This window comes from Ruminobacter amylophilus (assembly GCF_900115655.1).
In the GTDB taxonomy this organism is placed as follows: Bacteria; Pseudomonadota; Gammaproteobacteria; order Enterobacterales; family Succinivibrionaceae; genus Ruminobacter; species Ruminobacter amylophilus.
The window spans coordinates 11,103-30,098 of the sequence record NZ_FOXF01000028.1; the positions used below are offsets into that span (position 1 = coordinate 11,103).

The 18,996-nt window shown below is 46.6% G+C and carries 14 protein-coding genes; 5 read left to right on the plus strand and 9 right to left on the minus strand.

The window, feature by feature from the left end:
- The coding region (locus BMY80_RS12235; RefSeq protein WP_177178532.1) for a hypothetical protein at positions 1–207 on the plus strand (207 nt) is incomplete at its 5' end.
- A gap of 166 nt (positions 208–373) precedes the next feature.
- A complete protein-coding gene (locus BMY80_RS07670; RefSeq protein ID WP_093142493.1) occupies positions 374–2,062 on the plus strand; it encodes a lipoprotein N-acyltransferase Lnb domain-containing protein in 1,689 nt (562 codons plus the stop codon).
- 108 nt (positions 2,063–2,170) lie between these two features.
- Here the strand turns inward: BMY80_RS07670 and thrC are convergent, their stop codons facing one another.
- The 6 genes from thrC to tpiA all read right to left on the minus strand — a co-directional run bounded on the left by thrC (position 2,171) and on the right by tpiA (position 9,980).
- Positions 2,171–3,445 (minus strand): threonine synthase, encoded by a 1,275-nt coding sequence (gene thrC, locus BMY80_RS07675; protein WP_093142496.1) that lies wholly within the window; start codon positions 3,443–3,445, stop codon positions 2,171–2,173.
- Positions 3,446–3,605: 160 nt separating this feature from the next.
- On the minus strand, positions 3,606–4,556 hold the full coding sequence (thrB, locus tag BMY80_RS07680; RefSeq protein WP_093142498.1) for a homoserine kinase: 951 nt from the start codon (positions 4,554–4,556) through the stop codon (positions 3,606–3,608).
- 6 nt (positions 4,557–4,562) lie between these two features.
- Positions 4,563–7,028 (minus strand): bifunctional aspartate kinase/homoserine dehydrogenase I, encoded by a 2,466-nt coding sequence (gene thrA, locus BMY80_RS07685; RefSeq protein ID WP_093142501.1) that lies wholly within the window; start codon positions 7,026–7,028, stop codon positions 4,563–4,565.
- A 355-nt stretch (positions 7,029–7,383) separates the two neighbouring features.
- Complete coding sequence (locus tag BMY80_RS07690) at positions 7,384–7,632, minus strand: GIY-YIG nuclease family protein (protein ID WP_031578663.1); 249 nt, start codon at positions 7,630–7,632, stop codon at positions 7,384–7,386.
- Between the two features lie 199 nt (positions 7,633–7,831).
- A complete protein-coding gene (pfkA, locus tag BMY80_RS07695) occupies positions 7,832–8,797 on the minus strand; it encodes a 6-phosphofructokinase (RefSeq protein ID WP_093142504.1) in 966 nt (321 codons plus the stop codon).
- A gap of 430 nt (positions 8,798–9,227) precedes the next feature.
- Positions 9,228–9,980: a triose-phosphate isomerase gene (gene tpiA, locus BMY80_RS07705; protein ID WP_031578661.1), complete on the minus strand. Its 753-nt coding sequence runs from the start codon at positions 9,978–9,980 to the stop codon at positions 9,228–9,230.
- Positions 9,981–10,621: 641 nt separating this feature from the next.
- Between tpiA and mscL the strand changes: the two genes are divergently transcribed.
- A complete protein-coding gene (gene mscL / locus BMY80_RS07710; protein WP_031578660.1) occupies positions 10,622–11,047 on the plus strand; it encodes a large-conductance mechanosensitive channel protein MscL in 426 nt (141 codons plus the stop codon).
- Positions 11,048–11,403: 356 nt separating this feature from the next.
- Positions 11,404–13,233, plus strand: coding sequence for a protein-disulfide reductase DsbD (gene dsbD / locus BMY80_RS07715; RefSeq protein ID WP_093142509.1), 1,830 nt, complete (start codon positions 11,404–11,406; stop codon positions 13,231–13,233).
- Positions 13,234–13,417: 184 nt separating this feature from the next.
- Here the strand turns inward: dsbD and BMY80_RS07720 are convergent, their stop codons facing one another.
- From BMY80_RS07720 to pyk, 3 genes are all read right to left on the minus strand, one after another.
- Positions 13,418–13,966, minus strand: a complete 549-nt coding sequence (locus BMY80_RS07720; protein ID WP_093142511.1) for a hypothetical protein — start codon at positions 13,964–13,966, stop codon at positions 13,418–13,420.
- A 591-nt stretch (positions 13,967–14,557) separates the two neighbouring features.
- A complete protein-coding gene (locus BMY80_RS07725; protein WP_093142514.1) occupies positions 14,558–15,829 on the minus strand; it encodes an O-acetylhomoserine aminocarboxypropyltransferase/cysteine synthase family protein in 1,272 nt (423 codons plus the stop codon).
- 265 nt (positions 15,830–16,094) lie between these two features.
- Positions 16,095–17,531, minus strand: a complete 1,437-nt coding sequence (pyk, locus tag BMY80_RS07730; RefSeq protein WP_031578656.1) for a pyruvate kinase — start codon at positions 17,529–17,531, stop codon at positions 16,095–16,097.
- A 586-nt stretch (positions 17,532–18,117) separates the two neighbouring features.
- Here pyk and BMY80_RS07735 point away from each other — a divergent pair.
- Positions 18,118–18,441 carry a TfoX/Sxy family protein gene (locus tag BMY80_RS07735; protein ID WP_093142516.1) on the plus strand — a complete coding sequence of 108 codons (324 nt, stop codon included), beginning with the start codon at positions 18,118–18,120 and terminating at the stop codon, positions 18,439–18,441.
- Positions 18,442–18,996: the final 555 nt, after the last annotated feature.

An 18,996-nucleotide genomic window follows, 5' to 3' on the forward strand; every position in this document is an offset into this window, starting at 1 on the left:
CAGCTTGATCCGACTGAACAGATTAAGCAGCTTGATCCGACTGAACAGATCAGACAGCTTGATCCGACTGAACAGATTAAAACAATCAATCCGGTCAATCAGGTTAACACGATTAATCCTGCCGGTCAGATTAAGAAGATTAATCCGGATGACCTGAATACCGCCGCGGATCCTGCCGACGGCATCAGAGTCATCAACCGCCGGTAAGGTGCTGATGACAGAGTCTTTTCTCAGAAAAAGACGTATCTGTTTTATTGAACGGTAAATGTTCCGGAAGAAGCCTTCAAGGCTCTCCTTACGGAACATTTCTGATATTTATGGCTCTAAATTTTCCGTAGGATTAGATTAAACGGTTAACTTGCGGTTACAGATAATGTTGAAGTACGGTACTCTCTTACTTTGTATTTATGCCTCCATGCTTTCATCGGCGGCGACTGCCGGTGATTCCTTTCAGAAAGTATCTGAACTTAATGATTCCGAAATAACGGTTACGGAAGCCGTCTCCCCGAAAGTCCCCGGAGAATCTGTTCCCTACGTCAGCCTTTCACCTCAAAAGCGGCATCTCTGGAAAAAGCTTCTTCACTATGACATGAGCACGGACACCAGCATCATTTCCGAAGACAGCAGCTTCTTTCTGTCAGAAAAAGGCAGAACGGATCCCGAAGCGGAATACGAAGAGACCATAAAATTTTTCCGAAAGGATCCCCACAACGCCTGTTACTACCCTGCAAGATTCTATCTTATTCACGACGGTGACATTCCCGAGGAAATCATTAAAGATCCGGAATGTAAAATCTTCAGTGATTTTCTTGACAACGTGGGACTTGACACCCTGAAAATCATTTTTGTGGCCGAGGATGCCCTGGTGCCGATTTCCGCAGCCGGACATATTTTCGTGAAAGCGGAAGGCGTCAACAGAAAGGGAAAGTTCCGTGAATACTCCTTCTCCTTTGCCGCCTATGAGGAAAATGAAATCAATCTGGTGCTTAAATTCTTCAGCAACAGCATCAACGGCATCTACAGTCTGCAGCCCTACTACATGAACGTGTCCGAGTACATGGCCACCGACAGATCCCTGTGGGAATTCGAACTGAATCTTACCGAAGAACAGAAGAAGATATTCTACCTGCACATGCTGGAGCTTAAAAATCACGGAACTCTGTATTCCTTCTTCAGCATCAACTGCGCCTCGGGCATGGCCAAGGCCCTGGCAGTCGCCGATGACCGTCTGGACAGCCGTGACATAGTGTTCTTTGAAACCCCGCTGGAATACATATCCGAGGTCTACCATAAAAAGGGAATGATATCGGACATTGAACTCATTCCGTCAGAAAGTGAGAATCTGTACTTTTCCTGGAACAGATTATCCACGCCGATAAACAGCTATCCGAGCAACCGTCTGGAAATCACCGGTCTGTACAATTCGAGATATCACGCAGGAGCTCTCTTAAGATACGCTCCGACCCTGAACAACCTCAAGGATGACAATATTTCATCCCCTTCCCTTTCAGAATCAAAGCTCATTGAAGTGTCAGCTAAATACATGGACGACCATTTCTATCTGAATGAGATTGAACTGCTGAACCTCAACCCGCTTCCCGATGCGCGACTGGGCAGATTCACCTCCATGAACTACCTTGTCGCCCTGCACGGCAGCGTGGACTCCACTCACGCGGGGCTCTATCCGGAATTCTCCCTCGGCAATGCGGTATCCTTCCGCATGGGCGACTTCATTCCGTATGTTCATCTGCGCTACGGATATACCGTTCCGCACAGCAACAATCACGTTTTCGTAAGACCTGAAGGAGGCATCTTCTTCTGGAACCGGGACATCGGCAAAATAAATCTCTCATACGAAATTCCCCTGACCACCCACCGGTACTACCGCAACTACATGTACAGGTATCAGGCGACCTGGAGCAGATACATCTCCCACAACTTTTCAGCCAATGTCGAATTCACCGATTACAGGCTCGGGAACAATGACGGCAGCCGCAGTCAGCAGCGCCACGGAGGGAATCACATGACCGAGGCCGGAGCCTCCATAGTGTTCTATTTCTAAAAGGAACGGAACCCGCAGTCTTGCGGAATTCCGTCATGATTCATACAACGAAAAAGGCATAACCGCCTGCGCGGTTATGCCTTTCCTTATAAGTCAGTAATCAGCTGATTACTTCTTTAACAGATACTTGCGGAGAACAGCGAAGTCCGCATCCATGTTGTCTGATAAAATCTTTAAATCTGCTCTTGAAGCCAGAGCTTCCGGTAAAGGTAAGTCGATACCGAGGATTTCATCAACGCTTTCCTTGAACTTTGCAGGAGCGGCGGTACATAAGAAGATACCGGTATCGCCGGCTTCCATGTTGTTCTGCAGAACCTTGTAGGCAATGGCTCCGTGAGGTTCAGTGATATAACCCTTGGCATGGGTTTCCTTCATTGCTTCTTTGGTTTCAGCGTCGGAAAGCTTGCCGTAACCTAATTCAGCGAGATTCCAGCCCTTAACCCTGAAGAGTTCTTCTACGCGAGGCCAGTTGTTAGGCTTGGAAACGTCCATTGCGTTTGAAAGGGTTGCAACGGTTGCGTGAGGATCCCACTTGCCTGTTGCAAGGTAGCGAGGTACTGTATCGTTGTCGTTGGTTGATACCACGAACTTCTTGATGTTGAGACCAAGAGCCTTGGCGATGAGACCTGCGGTGATGTCACCGAAGTTACCGCTTGGTACAGACACAACCACACTCTTGCGCTTTTCGGCAGGAAGCTGGGCTACTGCTTCGAAGTAGTAGCATACCTGAGCCAGCAGACGGCTGATGTTGATTGAGTTTGCACTGTTAAGACCGATGGCCTGCTTTAATTCTTCATCATCGAAGGCAGCCTTAACCAGAGTCTGACAGTCATCGAAAGCGGCGTTAACGGCTACGGTACGGATGTTACCGCCTAAAGTACAGAACAGCTTTTCCTGAAGGTTGCTGATCTTTCCCTTCGGATAGAGTACTACAACTTCAATGTTAGGAAGGTTGTAGAAGGCGTGAGCCACGGCGGCACCGGTGTCACCGCTGGTTGCGGTCAGAATGGTGATCTTCTTGCCGTTGGCAACCGCACCGAGGCACTGAGCCATGAAACGGGCACCGAAGTCCTTGAATGCGAGTGTAGGACCGTGGAACAGTTCAAGAGCGTAGTTGTTTTCGTCAACCTTGTGTAAAGGAGCACCGAAAGCGAAAGCATTCTTTACGAGTTCTTCAAGATTTTCGATTTCGTCGGCACCGATGAGGTGACGGAGAATTCTGGCAGAACGTTCTACGAAAGGAAGAGCCAGAAGAGCATCAACGTCCTTCAAAGGTTCGATTGATGCAGGGAAAAACAGACCCTGATCCTTTCCCAGTCCCTGCTTTACGGCCTGAGCATAAGAAACTTTTTCTTCATTATGTTTAATGTTATAAAGCTGCATATAAATCACCACTTAATCTGACACGGGCTTTCCCGTGAATTTTCAAACTCTGTTTATGCCGGAATTTCCCTGTTCGCCCTTTCATGACTTTTCCGGAAACTCCGATTATTCATAAAAGCTTAAAACACCGATCTCGACAGACCGGTGTTCATGTCAACAATTAGATACTGGTTACCACGGTACCGTCAGTATCGATTCTGCAGATATTGCAGAAGCCGTCATCATTCTGGATGAAGTTCTTCTTGAGATATTCCTGAAGTTCTTCAGCTTTGGCAAGATCCTTCATTACCACGAAGATTGACGGACCTGAACCCGAAATACCGCCGGCAAGAGCGCCTAATTCCATGCCCTTGGCCATGGCATCGTCATATCCGGGAATAAGTTCCCTGCGGTAAGGTTCGGCAAGAACGTCCTTAAGAACGGCGGCTGCCAGCTTTTCGTTGCCGGTATGGGATGCCTGAATGAAAGAAGCAATCTGACGACCGAAGGTGATACAGGTTGAACGGCTGTATTCCTTTGGCAGAATGGCACGTGCGGCAGCGGTGCTTACGGTGATTCCCGGATAGCATGACACCCAGTACCAGTCAGCAAAGCTTGGTACGGTTTCAGTGATGATGCCGGCTTCCTCAACCATCAGCTGGATACCGCCGAGGTAGCATGGAGCCACGTTGTCAAAGTGAACTGAACCTGAAATCTTGCCTTCAAGTCTGCCCATCAGCATTAAAGCTTCATCCTTTGATAAAGGATAATCATGGAAGGCATTGAGAGCTTCAACGGCTGCCACGATTGAGGCGGCAGATGAACCGAGGCCTGAACCGATAGGAAGATTCTTCTTGAGAACCATCTTTACCGGCTTAACGGCGATCCCCTTTTCAGCAAGAAGATCCTTAAAGCCCACATAGGCGTCGTAGCAGATGTTCTTCTTCGGATCAGCAGGAAGCTTGGAGGCGAACCAGCCTTCAATACTTAAATCAAATTCACTGTCCCCTGGATAAACATCAACGTTATCACCCAGAATCTGACCGTCAATCGGCTTCAGGGCAGCGCCGAGAATATCAAAACCGACGCTTACATTACCGATTGAAGCAGGAGCGAATGCACTAACACCCATTTTTAATTAAGCCTCTCTCTTCCAATTTAAAGTACGTAAAATATCTGCGAATACACCGGCTGCAGTAACTTCAGTACCCGCGCCATAACCGCGGAGAACCAGTGGAATCGGCTGATAGTATGCGGTAAGGAAGGCAAGCGCGTTTTCGCCGTCCTTAACCTTGTATAACGGATCGCTTTCCGGTACGGCCTTGATGGCAACGTGACACTTGCCGTCAACGATGCTGCCTACGTAACGGAGAACTTCGCCTCTTTCCTTGGCTGCTTCAATTTCCCTGCGGAAATATTCATCGGCCTGAGGCAGACGTGCCAGGAATTCTTCAGTGGTACCTGATGCGTCAAATCCCGGTGGTAAAGCCATCTGAACATCGATATCGGAAAGATTCAGTTCCATGCCTACTTCACGGGCAAGGATAAGAATCTTTCTTGCAACGTCCATGCCGTTTAAGTCATCACGAGGATCCGGTTCGGTGAAGCCCTTGGCTCTTGCGGTAAGGGTTGCTTCGCTGAATGACAGACCTTCTTCGAGCTTACCGAAGATGAATGACAGAGAACCTGAAAGGATACCGTTGAATTCCTGAAGGTTATCACCTGCGGCAATCAGATTCTGCAGGTTTTCGATTACAGGAAGACCTGCACCGACGTTGGTTTCGTAAAGGAACTTGCGACGGCGTAACTGTGCCGCCTTGCGCAGGTCACGATAGTATTCCATGGTTCCGGTGTTGGCCTTCTTGTTAGGAGTTACAACATGGAAACCTGCCAGCAGGAATTCCTTGTACTGTGAAGCCACGTTAGGATCTGAAGTACAGTCTACAATCACCGGATTGATCAGGTGAGTATCGGTGATGAACTTCTTGGCTTCAGCCAGAGAGAATCCGATAGGAGAAGCGTTGAGGGCGGTCTTGTAATCTGAATTCAGATCGATGCCTTCCTCGTTGAGCAGCATGTGCTTTGAATTGCACATACCTACAATACGCATCTTCACGCCGTGCTTCTGCTGAAGAATCTGCTGCTGTCTTCTGATCTGGCCGACAAGAGCACCGCCTACACCGCCGATACCGATAAGAAGCACGTCGATGAACTGCAGTGAACTGAAGAAGTTCTGGTGGCAGATTCTGATGGCTTCACTTACCTTGTTCTTGGAAACAACGGCGGAAATTGATCTTTCTGATGAACCCTGGGCAATGGCGTTAACATTGATGTTTGCAAGTGACAGTGAGGTAAAGAACTTGGAAGCGATACCTCTTGCGGTGAGCATGCCGTCACCTACTACGGAAATAATGGCCTTGTCATGGGTAATGTCGATACCGTCAAGCAGACCTTCCTTGAGTTCGAGCTTGAATTCATCGTTGAGCACCTGCATTGCCTTTTCGGCATCACTGGTATGGATACAGAAGCTGATGCTGTATTCTGATGAAGACTGGGTAATCAGGGCAATAGAGATCTTGGCGCGTGATACACAGTTGAAGATACGGCCGGCCATACCGACCATACCCTTCATTCCCGGACCGCAGATGTTTACCAGAGACATGTTGGTAAGATCGGAGATACCCTTGATAGGAATATTGAGGTCGCCTTCTTCCGCAATGGTGGTGCCTTCGTAATCAGGATTCATGCTGTTCTTGATTACGCATGGAATACGGAACTGAGCAATAGGAGCAATGGTACGAGGGTGCAGAACCTTGGCACCGAAATATGAAAGCTCCATGGCTTCCTTGTAGCTTAAACGCTTGAGCAGCAGAGCATCGTGAACGATTCTCGGATCACAGCTGTATACGCCGTCAACGTCAGTCCAGATTTCGCAGCACTCGGCGTTCACGCAGGCGGCGAGACATGCGGCTGAGTAGTCGGAACCGTTACGGCCGAGAAGAACCAGCTCACCCTTTTCATTACCGCCGGTAAAGCCCATCATTACATAGATGGTGCCGTCGTTTCTGGGACGCTTTGCGAAAAGGCTTCTTGATAAATCGATGTTAACGGTTGATTCAAGATAGTCACCTTCGGTGGTCTTGAGAACTTCAACCGGGCATAAACGGGTAACATTTTCGCCTCTTGCCTTCAGCAGGGTTTCCATGAATACGGCTGAAAGCTTTTCACCGCGGCTTAAAATGGTAGCCTGAACATTGTCAGGGCACTGACCGAGAAGCATGATGCCCTGAACTCTCTTTTTGATGAGAGTGAATTCGTCATTTAAAATCTGATGGAGAGCCACATCGTCAACATTAGGGTACTTCATCTTGATACCCTGAATAAGTTCAACGTAAATAGCTTCAATACTGTCCAGAATATTCTGAACATCATTACCCTTGACAGCTTCGGCAACAAGTTCCACCAGGAAGTTTGTCACCTTTGCAGGAGCTGACAGAACCAAAGCCACCTGCGACTTTCTATGGGTTTTCACAACAATGTCTGACACATTTAAAAAACGTTCAGAGTTAGCTAAAGAGGTACCACCAAACTTTAAAACTCGCATTAAAATCTCCATTGCAACAAAAAAAGCCCGTGATTCACAGAATCCTGGGCTTTCTGAATGTCAATCACGTAACAGAAACTAAAATTAACAGCCCTTTCCAGAAAATGCTGTTGTAATTGTTGTAATCACGATAGTTTCTGTTGTAATCGACATAAATATCCTATGTATGTGCACCATGCAGTAAAATTTTTCTCATGATCCCAAATTCAAGGTAAAAAGTCAAGTACTACAGCCATTTACAGTATATTTTTTAACCAAAAAATCAGTCATTACGGTAATAACCGGGAAGAAGCCAGAAAAAGGCATTTTGAAACACTGTTCCGCAACTGCCGCGCAGTTCATTCCGGATCAGCCGCTACCGTTTTCCTGAAGCGATAAGTTCCAGCTTTTCACTGCGGCTGAGCCGCTTTATGTGCCACTCACGGCTCATAGCCTCGCTTCTGCTCTCATACTCTTCAGAATATACGAGTTCCGCCGGCAGACGGGAACGCGTGTATTTTGCGCCGCGGCCGCTGTTATGGGCCGTCACTCTCGCCTCAAGATCATTTGTCCATCCGCAGTAAAGCGTATCATCGGAACAGCGCAGGATATATACATAATTCATTATCACCTCGGATAGCGGGAATCATTTCTGAAGTTTATTTTACGTAACTCAGACATACGTTACGCGGCCGTCAATGCCGGAAACGGAGAGCGGAACTCAGGTTCACTGAGTTTTTTCAGAGCGGATGAAAAAAAACATCCCGAAAATACTGCCAGCAGTCTTTCCGGGATGTCACGCGTAAACTCAGTCTTTTCAGTCTCTACAGTGAAATCTTGTTGGAAAGACTTATGTATTCGTTTACGTGAGAATGCTTCGGATTATTGATGGCTTCCTCAAAATCGGTTGCTATCAGAGTGGTACCGTCTATACCCACGCACTTGCCGTATACTCCGTCTATAAGAAGTCTTACCGCATAATCTCCCAGACGGCTGGCCAGAACTCTGTCATATGCCGTTGGAGATCCGCCTCTCTGAATGTGTCCGAGAACGGTGGCGCGGCATTCAATGCCGGTAGTGGCTTCCAGCTCTGAAGCCAGGGCATCGGCATTCACGATATTCTCACACAGACAGATAAGTGCATGTCTCTTGCCGGAGGCAAAGGCCTGGGCAATCTTGCTGAACAGGTCCTCTTTCACAAAAGGCTCTTCCGGAGCAATTATGTAATCCGCCCCGCCGGCAATTCCGCCGACCACGGCCAGGTCACCGCAGTGACGCCCCATAACCTCCATGATGGTTACACGGTGATGAGAACTTGAAGTGTCTCTTAAACGGTCCATGTTCTGCATGATGTTGTTCACCGCGGTGTCAAAACCGATGGAGAATCCGGTTCCGTGAACATCATTGTCAATGGTTGCAGGGATGCCGATACAGCGTACTCCCATTTCGTGAAGACGCAGAGCACCAGTATAGGTACCGTCTCCGCCAATCAGAACCAGGGCGTCAATGTTTCTCTTCTTCAGATTTTCAATGGCCTCGCGACGTACCGACTCTTCCTTGAACGCGGTAAATCTGGCCGTTCCCAGAAAAGTACCGCCTCTGGTGATAATGTCATTCACGCCTGCTCTGTCGAGATCAATAATTCTGTCCTGATGCATTCCGAGAAATCCGTCGCGGATACCGGAAACACTAATACCTTCATTTATGGCGGCTCTTACTACAGATCTTACGGCCGCATTCATACCAGGGGCATCGCCGCCGCTGGTTAAAACACCTATGCGCTTAATCATATATTTAACACAAACAAATAAATCCGTATAACGTATACACTGCCCGGATGACGAAAATCATAACCGTGTCCGGCCAGACCGCACTCACACAAAACGACATTAAAGAAGGCGTTTACGGAACCTTCCTTAAAATAAGCGGCGGTTAATCCGTCCGGCAGTTTCCTTTTACAACTCAATAAACTGGAATCTTTTCTATCACGCTCCGGTTATTTTTACAATAGAAATCCGCCTTTTTAACCATAAGTTAACGTTCATGTCATATATTTAGCGTTCTGACGGATAATGCAGGCTTTTCAGGAAAACCGCTGATTTTAAGGAAAATCAATGTTTAAGGCGACTTCAGGCAGCATATGTTTCATAAAAAAAGACCTCCTGATTTTACTCGGGAGGTCCTTCCGTCATGAACCGGATTTACCGGAATCAGACTGTATTACTTGGCAGCTTCGATGATAGCAGCGAAATCAGCAGGCTTTAATGAAGCACCGCCAACTAAACCGCCGTCGATGTCAGGCTGCTTGAAGAGTTCAGGAGCAGTCTTGGCATTGCATGAACCGCCGTAGAGAACCTGAACCTTTGCAGCAACGTCAGCATCGAATGAAGCAAGGAATGCTCTGATCTGAGCGTGTACGTTCTGAGCGATTTCAGGGGTAGCGGTCTTACCGGTACCGATAGCCCAGATTGGTTCGTAAGCGATTACAGCCTTTTCGAAAGACTTGATACCGCACTTGTCGATAACAGCCTTGAGCTGGGTCTTAACTACATCAGCGGTTTCACCTGCTTCGAACTGAGCTAAAGATTCACCGATGCAGAGTACAGGGATGAGGCCTGCAGCCTGAGCAGCTTCGTACTTGGCAGCAACAACTTCGTTGGTTTCGTTGTGGTATTCACGACGTTCGCTGTGACCAACGATAGCGTACTTACAACCGAATTCCTTGATCATAACAGGTGAGTTTTCACCGGTGAAGGCACCGCTGGTGTGAACGTCACAGTCTTCTGAACCGTACTGAAGAGCAGAACCCTTGGCTAAAGCTTCTACAGTACCGATAAAGATTGCAGGAGCGCATACTGCAACTTCAACGTTGGTAGCAGCATTTACCGGAGCAAGAAGAGCGTTAACAAGAGTATTAACTGATTCTTTGGTACCGTTTAATTTCCAGTTACCCATTACGAGCTTTTGTCTCATGATTTTGACCTTACATTAAATATTTGTGAAATTGATTAAAACACGAAAAGAGCCGTCTGAACCCGAATGAAGTCTACTGAAAAAAATAATCCGTGTCAGAATGCAACTTTTTACCACCGCTAAATATATCACAAAGCTCAATCCGTGGCAATTACAGACAGTGAATGGTTCAGATACAACTCCGCACCGTGATGAATCCTGCTGACACACCCGTCACCGGGACAGGCTTCTCTTCTCTTCACTTCATTAAAACACCTGCTCCGCCGCTGCCCGTTTTCATCCGAAAAAACGCCAAAATGCTCCCCATATGTATCACACCTCACTGATTTTCAGGTTCTTCTGCTAAAAAAATAGACAGAACACTCTCAAAAACAAATAATACAGCTGTAAATATTGCTTATCATCACTGTTTTCACATCCGTGAAAGTTGCATACACGTTTTGCATGTGTGAATTATTTAAGCTAAAATTAAAAACGTTAATTTACAGTGTATTCTGCATAATTTACGGATATTTAGGTTTTATTCAATCTGAATTTTCAAAAGCCGTGCAGAACACGGGAAACCGTGCTTTCCATATTCAAAACGTTCTTTTGAAAATTCATGCATCAGGAGAAAAAACATGGCTGTTGCTGAAAAAGGTATTTCCTTATTAAAAGAATTCAAAGACTTCGCAATGAAGGGTAACGTTCTCGATATGGCTATCGGTGTGGTAATCGGTACCGCATTCGGCAAGATCGTATCATCACTGGTTGCCGACGTTATTATGCCTCTCGTGGGCGTTATCTGCGGCAATGTCGATTTCAAGGATCTTGCCATCACCCTTCAGGAAAAGACTGACACTGCCGAAGCGGTTGTACTCAAGTACGGTGCTTTCATTCAGACCATCGTTGACTTCATCATCATTGCCTTCGCAATCTTCGTATCAATGAAGCTCATCAACAACCTCAAGCGTTCAGTTGTTAAGGAAGCCAAGGAAGAAGCCGCAGAAGAAGCTGCTGCAGAACCAGCTGCCGACATCAAGCTTCTTACTGAAATCCGTGACCTTCTCAAGGAACAGAAGAAGTAATGAATCATCTGCCGGGCAGATATTCCGGCTTCAGCTCAAAGCCCCGGTTCTAGTATGAACCCCGTTATCAATCAGGTGTTCATACTAGAACCGGGGCTTTGTTTTTTTAATTTCCGCATTTTTCACCCGAAACAGGAAACAGAAAACGGCACCTTGGCATGTCCGCATGACATCCTGACACGACAGCCGTTTTTTCTGCCGAAAAGCATTTCTCTTTTCTCAAAATGTTACCTCCGTACATTCCTCCGCAATCAATAAGACACTCACATATGATTAAATTCACGTGAATGTGCTAAAATCATGCAAACGATTATTGAACAAATTATGCTGTCCCTTATCAGAAAATTATTATAACTATGCGCAAATTATCAATTCTGCTTTTTTCATGTCTGTCCTGGATGATTTTCACCGGCACTGCAGCCATCGCCGATGAAATTCAGGCGTCAATGTCAGCTCCGGCACCTGAAGCCGGGATTTCCGCGACCGTGGAGGAACCTCATTATCTTGACGTCGAGGATGCCTTCATTCCGAGTCTGGAACAGAACGAACGCGACATATCAATAACCTTCAGAATCGCCGAAGACTACTATCTCTATCTTGAAAAATTCAAAATCACCCCCGTAAACTGTGAAATCACGGACATCTCCTTCCCTGAAGGCATCTACCATGAAGACGAATACATGGGACCCAGTCATGTCTTCTACAAGGAAGTAACCGTAAACCTGAAGGTTCAGAGCACTGCTCCGTTCCCTAAAATCAACGTCCAGTATCAGGGCTGTACCGAAGGCATGTGCTATCCTCCGGTGGTCAAGAAAATCGCCATCGACCGCCTTACTGAAAACGCGGATTCCGACGCAGACTCCCCTGCCGGAACTTCCGGCACCGGCAAAGACGTTAAGGATTCCGCTGAAACCGACGGCGACGTTGACAGAATTCCGGGAGCCGACTTCACCAGTCTGGTGGATGTAAACAATGACAGCAGTTCCATCTACAGACTTGTGGGAGGAAACATTCTTTTCGGGCTGTTCGCCTTCTTCTGTTTCGGAGTTCTCCTGAGTCTTACTCCATGCATGTTCCCGATGTATCCCATCTGGAGCTCCATCATTCTCGGAAGGAAGCAGAAGAGCATGAAGACCACCGCCGTCTATACCGTGGTATACATTTTCGGCATGGCCATAGCCTACATGCTCGCGGGATTCGGTATCGCCTATGCCGGAGCACAGTTCCAGATGTTCATGCAGCAGCCGGCCGTACTGATTGCCATGTCGGTAATCTTCCTGATTCTCGCGGTATCCATGTTCGGTCTTTTTGAAATGACTCTGCCGACCGCATGGATTAATAAACTGCAGCAGATTAATGACAGACAGCAGGGAGGCACCGTCACCGGTGTATTCCTCATGGGCGTAATCAGCGCCATCATCGCATCTCCATGCACCACCGCCCCGCTGGCCGGAGCCCTGATGTTCATCATGAAGGACGGCAACATCCTCAGAGGCGGCGCCTACCTGTTCATTATGGGACTGGGCATGGGGGTTCCTCTGGCCATCATCGCCGTTCTGGGACAGAAATTCCTGCCTAAATCGGGCATGTGGATGAAGAACATCAAGGTAATCTGCGGCTTCATCATGCTCACCATTCCTCTGTATCTTCTGAGGGCTTATCTTACTCCGAGCATCATCACGGCCATCAGCATTCTCATGAGCGGTTCCATTCTCTGTTACATCACCCTGCTGGTGCTTAAAAACAGAAGAACCCTGTTCGCCATGACCACCATGATTATCACCGCGGTAATTGCCGTTGCCTCGCTGTTCATCACCACCGACGCGAAGAACAGCGACATCTTTGAACCTGTTGAAAACCTGACACAGCTTGAAGACCTGATAAAGGACAACAGAATCGTAATCGTGGATATCAGGGCAGACTGGTGCGCCTCATGCAGAAAATATGAAGAGACAACCTTTGCCGACAAAAACGTTGTCGCCTACATGTCTCCATTTAAAAACGTATATGTGGACATCACGGATCCCGATGCTGAAACGGGAGAAATCGTCAGCAGATACAAGAAGGAGATCACCGGGGCCCCTACCATTCTGATATTCAGGGATCACCGTCTGATTTCTTCCGTAAACGGCTATCTGCCTGCTGATGCCTTTATAAAGAAAATCAGCCGGGCACTGGAAAAGTAGACAGCCGTTTCCGGCAGCGTGACACTGTCAGAGTATACCGGCGTAATGCCGGTATACTTTTTTTGAGGTTTTGAGAAGACATGCATTACGCCTGAAAACCGGAATCAAAAAAAGGGCAGTAACCACGGAAGTAACTGCCCATACTAAGAAGGAAAAGTTTTCCTCATCTCATCAGTTCTTTTCTTCAGCGAATCATGTTCTTCAGTTCTTCCTCGGTAAGAGGAGTATCTGAAAGAATACACAGATTCAGGGTTCCCTGAGCCCATTCGGCCGTCTTATAGCCATCACCGTTTCCCTTTACGAGAATGCTTCTGCCGTTTATCATCAGAGTGCGGTTGATGGCATATTTGTTGTAGTCACCGTTAAGAAGCTCGGGAGAGAATTTTTCCGAAACGCGGTAGACAATGCGTTCACCGCTGTCCAGGGAGCTGTAGATGAACTGAACCATTTCAGTCTCGTTCATCATAAAGATATCAGGGTTGGGATTGTACATCGATGGTATGAATTTCAGTACCGGAATCTTCTTTCCGAAGGCTTTCTCCGCATCTTCCAGGGAATCCACCTGAACAAACGGATTCGGTAATCCGACAAAATTATCTCTATCACTCATAATATCATCATCAACAGTTATACCGTTTAAATTCATCTGCTGATCACTATTGTCTCTGTGACACCCGCCGAGCATCACCAGTGCTGCCGCCACCAGCACCATTCTGCCGAATCCACCGCTCATCTTATTACCTGCACACCAAAACAACCTACCTCCCAGAGAATGATAATCTTCTTATCATCCAGTGCCTTTAATAAATATTATGAGAGCAGAAGTCGTTTCTAATCAAGATATGACAATCAATATTTTTCATAAAAAATAATTTTTTTATAAAAATCGTTAACCACATCTAAAAACATCCAAGATATTTTTAATACTTTCATTTATTTACATACACATTATGCTTTTACGCATCACACTTTCAGGCAAATATCAGAAGAAAACAAACTTAATTTTATTAATAGTACTCTTATCATTGCAAAATATAACTTTTTTAAATCTTATATATACATTCAATATTATATTATAAAAACATCTCTGCATACGATATATAAAAATCATGATTATTAAGAAATAATAAACTTCTCAATAATTGGATAAAAGCCCCGGCGAACATCATGTATAAATTTAACACTCTGTTTTGTCCGGTTTGCCTGAAGCATGAAAAAGTCTGATGCTCCATGTTTAAAAAGCACAAAAAAATCCCCGACGCAGCGGGGACTCATATGTATTCTCCGGACACACGACATCCGGAAACATCAGGAGGATCCGGCCTTAGATCTGAGCCAGAGCCTGATCAATATCAGCAATCAGATCTTCCGGATCTTCGATACCGATGGTAAGACGAATCAGCTCTTCACCGATACCGGCATTCTTAAGCTGTTCAGAGTTAAGCTGTCTGTGAGTGGTGCTTGCAGGATGAGTTACGCAGGATCTTGAATCACCGATGTTTACCACACGCTTGAAAAGTCTGAGTGAATCATAGAACTTCGCACCGTCTTCCTTACCGCCCTTGAGACCGAAGGTTAAAAGACCGCTCTGGGAACCCTTGGTGTATTTCACTGCCAGTTCATGGTATTTGCTGTCAGGGAAGTGAGCACTGTTAACCCATGCCACCTTAGGATGCTTCTTAAGGAATTCGGCGATGGCAATGGTATTTGATACGTGCTGTTTCATTCTTAATGACAGGGTTTCAAGACCTACCAGAATCATGAAGCATGACTGAGGAGGAAGAATTGCACCGGTGTTGCGGAGGAATACGGTACGGATACGGGCTGCATAGGCAACGTCACCGAAGGAGTCGCAGTAAACCACGCCGTGATATGACTTTTCAGGAGCGGTGAACTGTGAGAACTTGCTGCCGTACTTCTTCCAGTCGAATCTGCCGCTGTCAACAATGATACCGCCCATGGTGTTACCGTGACCGCCGCAGAACTTGGTCAGACTGTGAACAACTATATCGGCACCGAAACTGATTGGCTTGCAGAGTGCCGGACTGGCCACGGTGTTGTCAACAACCAGAGGCACGCCGTGTCTGTGAGCGACTTCGGCAAGAGCTGAAATATCAACAATGTTGGCAGCCGGATTACCGATGGTTTCACAGTAAACGGCTCTGGTGTTTTCATCGATGAGAGCTTCAATGTCTGCCGGACTGTCACTCTTTGCCAGACGGCCTTCAATACCCAAATCAGCGAATACGCTAGTAAGAAGAGTCAGAGTACCGCCGTAAAGCTGAGGAACGGAAACGATGTTGTTACCGTTTTTGGCAAGGTTCAGCAGAGCATATTCAATGGCTGACTGACCTGAGGCAACTGCTACCGCAGCCTTACCGCCTTCAAGAAGAGCCATACGCTTTTCCAGCACGTCGGCAGTAGGATTCATCAGTCTGGTGTAGATATTGCCGGGTTTAACCAGATTAAACAGATCGGCGGCATACTGGGCATTGTCGAATTCATATGCAACGGTCTGATAAATAGGAGGAACAACAGCGTGTGAAGTAGGTTCGGTGGTATAACCGCCGTGAACCTGTATAGTCTGATCTTTCATGTTTAATTCTCTGAATATCCGGCTGAAACCGACTTTTAGTCAGATTAACAGCCACCTAAAAAATCCGTCTGCCGCCGGCCATGCCGGAAAACAGACCTCTCATAAGCCTTCCGCTAAAAAATAAAAAATCACCAGAAAAAATGATGATTTTTTATTAATGCAGTGATCCGGCGGATCACTGCCGGCAACGGTATAATTATATCATAATGAATGAAAACGGAAACACCGGTATTTCTACCGGTGTTTCCGCACTGTCAGAGTGGAATTAATCCACTTCGATAATCTTGAGTTCGTTGGTCATACCTGCCTCTTCGGTATCACCGTGGGTTACGATTACCCAGTCACCGTGAGAAAGATACCCCTTTTCCTTCACTACCTTAACGGCGGCTCTGGCAGCGCTTATCATGTTGTCATAGTTGCTGGTTTCAAACTTAACCGGATAAACACCGCGGTACAGATTACACCAGTTAAGAGTCTTTTCGGAATGAGCCAGGGCGAAAATCGGCAGATTTGAATGCAGACGGCTCATGAGAAGCGGAGTCTGTCCTGACTGGGTAAGGGAAATGATACCCTTGATTCCCGGAAGATGGTTGGCTGCGAACATGGAAGCCATGGCGATGGTTTCCTCACTGTTGGAGAAGGTCTTGTCGGTTCTGTAGGAAGATACCACCATTACCGGATTCTTTTCGGCACCGAGACACACCTGAGACATGGCTGCCACGGTTTCAACAGGATAATCGCCGGCTGCGGTTTCGGCGCTGAGCATTACGGCGTCGGTACTGTCGAGAACGGCATTGGCCACGTCCATAACTTCGGCACGGGTCGGCATAGGAGACTTGATCATTGATTCCATCATCTGGGTTGCGGTGATAACCGGACGGTTCAGCTGACGGGACTTCTTGATAAGTCTCTTCTGAACGCCCATAAGTTCACTGTCACCTATTTCCACACCGAGGTCACCGCGGGCAACCATTACCGCATCGGAGGCTTTGATTACGTCTTCCATGGCTTCGTCTGAAGCCACTACTTCAGCTCTTTCCACCTTGGCGATAATCTTGGCGTTTGAACCGGCGGCTCTCAGGAGAGAACGGGCAAGATTGATGTCCTGGCTGGTTCTCGGGAAGGATACTGCCACGAAATCCACACCGATTTTGGCGGCGGTGATGATATCGGCCTTGTCCTTTTCAGTAAGAGCCGGAGCGGAAAGACCGCCGCCCTGCTTGTTGATGCCCTTGTTGTTTGAAAGCGGGCCGGCAACAATAACTGATGTCAGGATTTTGGTACCCTTTACGGAAACTACTGAAAGCTGTACGCGACCGTCGTCAAGCATCAGCACGTCACCGGTCTTCACATCCTTTGGAAGTTCCTTGTAGTCGATACCTACGGCATCCTTGGTACCTTCGCCCTTTGCCATGCCGGCATCAAGGGTGAACAGGTCGCCGGTATTGAGAAAAATACGACCGTCCTTGAAAGTGGAAATTCTGATCTTCGGTCCCTGCAGGTCACCCACTATGGCAGTGTAAACACCCAGATTCTTGGAGATTTCACGAACTTTCTGAGCTCTTGCCATATGTTCTTCAGCGGTTCCGTGAGAGAAGTTGATTCTCACCACGTTTGCACCGGCCTTGATAAGATCTTCCAGCACGCCTTCCTTGTCCAGTGCCGGTCCCATTGTGCATACTATTTTGGTTCGTCTGAGCATTCTATATTCCTTATCTTCCACTGAAGACTCTAGCCACATAAGTCCCTGTCGGGGATGAATATCTTAATTCATCACCTTCTGATTATTCATTCCGGACCTCATCCGTATGGTGCATAAAATTAAAGAAGTTTTCCCTGCGGACATCTTCAGCAGGTCTTCATCACGCATTGTTTAAGGCTTTTCTCTGCAAAATTCCTGCCTTTTTTTCGTTTTACGCCCGAATTACATCCGCATACACGGAATATTCCCGGTCCGGGCCCATGAAAATATTCTCCAGAGCATGCCGCAGTCGGAAACATTATGAACCGGCTGCCGCTTATAGACTCCATCCGCACCGGAACGGTCCACCTACCATTGTAGTATATTTTCCGGGGTTTTTGTTTGAATTGCTCAAAATATTGCCTTTATTGAACCGTCCAACGCAATCATCAGTGTTCAGCGGATAAGAATACTAAGGCCGCCCCCGAAAGCTTCATCCGCCTGATAACTTCCGGGTTCAGCATTCTGTACAAAACTTTATAAATCAGCTACATTGTTTCAGTACCGGGAACAGATATATAAACAGAACAGGAGAAAAGATAACGGAATGTCATCAGATAAGGAATATCTGGACTTTGTCCTTGAACAGCTGTCAGACCTTGACGGAATATCATCAGGAGCCATGATGGGAGAATTCCTCCTCTATTACAGAGAGAAAATTTTCGGAGGAATATATGACAACCGCCTTCTGGTAAAACCGACGGCGTCGGCAGTGGCCATGATGCCTGATGCTCCAAAGGAACTTCCGTATGACGGAGCAAAGGAAATGCTTCTGGTGGAAAACACTGACGACAGACATTTTCTGGCGGAACTTGTCAGAGCAATGTATGACGAACTGCCTGCCCCCGGAAAGAAAAAACGAAACTCATGAATTTCACCACGCGGCCGGCGGAAATTCCGATAAAAAAATGCTTAAAATTTATCCTGTACGATTTTTAATACTCTTTAATATCGTTAAAAGAAAAAATATCGGGATTATTTCAGAAAAAACCAGGCCGGAAAGAGCGCAGCCTCTGTAAAGATACAGAGGCTGCGACATCTAAGAAGGATGAATTGACATTATTATACAGCAATAAAAACAATCTTTAAACTGTTTTATGTTTTATTCACGAAATTTCTCCATGATTTTTCATTATTTCAAGATTTTTACTGTAAAAACCAGTATTTTTTTGATCAAAATCAGCATTAAACAGCTGTTTGTTGCTTTTTTAAGCAAATGAAAATATATTCTTTTTCCCAGAAAACAAAACCTTCGTAATGCATACGAAGGTTTTACAGAAGTGACAATATAGATTGTTTATTTTTTAAACTGAATAAACACTGTATTACTGAATGCGTGCTTCCTGTCTGATCTGTTCCACCCATTCGGCTGCTCCCGTCTTTAGACTTTCTCACAATATTCTTTTGAAGAATTTTCCCTTTTTTT

Excerpts from the sequence above, each read along its gene's own strand:
- BMY80_RS07690 (WP_031578663.1), bottom strand. The coding sequence starts at position 7,632 with ATGAATTATGTATATATCCTGCGCTGTTCCGATGATACGCTTTACTGC.
- thrC (WP_093142496.1), bottom strand. The coding sequence starts at position 3,445 with ATGCAGCTTTATAACATTAAACATAATGAAGAAAAAGTTTCTTATGCT.
- BMY80_RS07670 (WP_093142493.1), top strand. The coding sequence starts at position 374 with ATGTTGAAGTACGGTACTCTCTTACTTTGTATTTATGCCTCCATGCTT.
- pyk (WP_031578656.1), bottom strand. The coding sequence starts at position 17,531 with ATGCTCAGACGAACCAAAATAGTATGCACAATGGGACCGGCACTGGAC.
- BMY80_RS07735 (WP_093142516.1), top strand. The coding sequence starts at position 18,118 with ATGTCATCAGATAAGGAATATCTGGACTTTGTCCTTGAACAGCTGTCA.
- pfkA (WP_093142504.1), bottom strand. The coding sequence starts at position 8,797 with ATGATTAAGCGCATAGGTGTTTTAACCAGCGGCGGCGATGCCCCTGGT.
- tpiA (WP_031578661.1), bottom strand. The coding sequence starts at position 9,980 with ATGAGACAAAAGCTCGTAATGGGTAACTGGAAATTAAACGGTACCAAA.
- BMY80_RS07725 (WP_093142514.1), bottom strand. The coding sequence starts at position 15,829 with ATGAAAGATCAGACTATACAGGTTCACGGCGGTTATACCACCGAACCT.
- BMY80_RS07720 (WP_093142511.1), bottom strand. The coding sequence starts at position 13,966 with ATGAGCGGTGGATTCGGCAGAATGGTGCTGGTGGCGGCAGCACTGGTG.
- thrA (WP_093142501.1), bottom strand. The coding sequence starts at position 7,028 with ATGCGAGTTTTAAAGTTTGGTGGTACCTCTTTAGCTAACTCTGAACGT.
- dsbD (WP_093142509.1), top strand. The coding sequence starts at position 11,404 with ATGCGCAAATTATCAATTCTGCTTTTTTCATGTCTGTCCTGGATGATT.
- thrB (WP_093142498.1), bottom strand. The coding sequence starts at position 4,556 with ATGGGTGTTAGTGCATTCGCTCCTGCTTCAATCGGTAATGTAAGCGTC.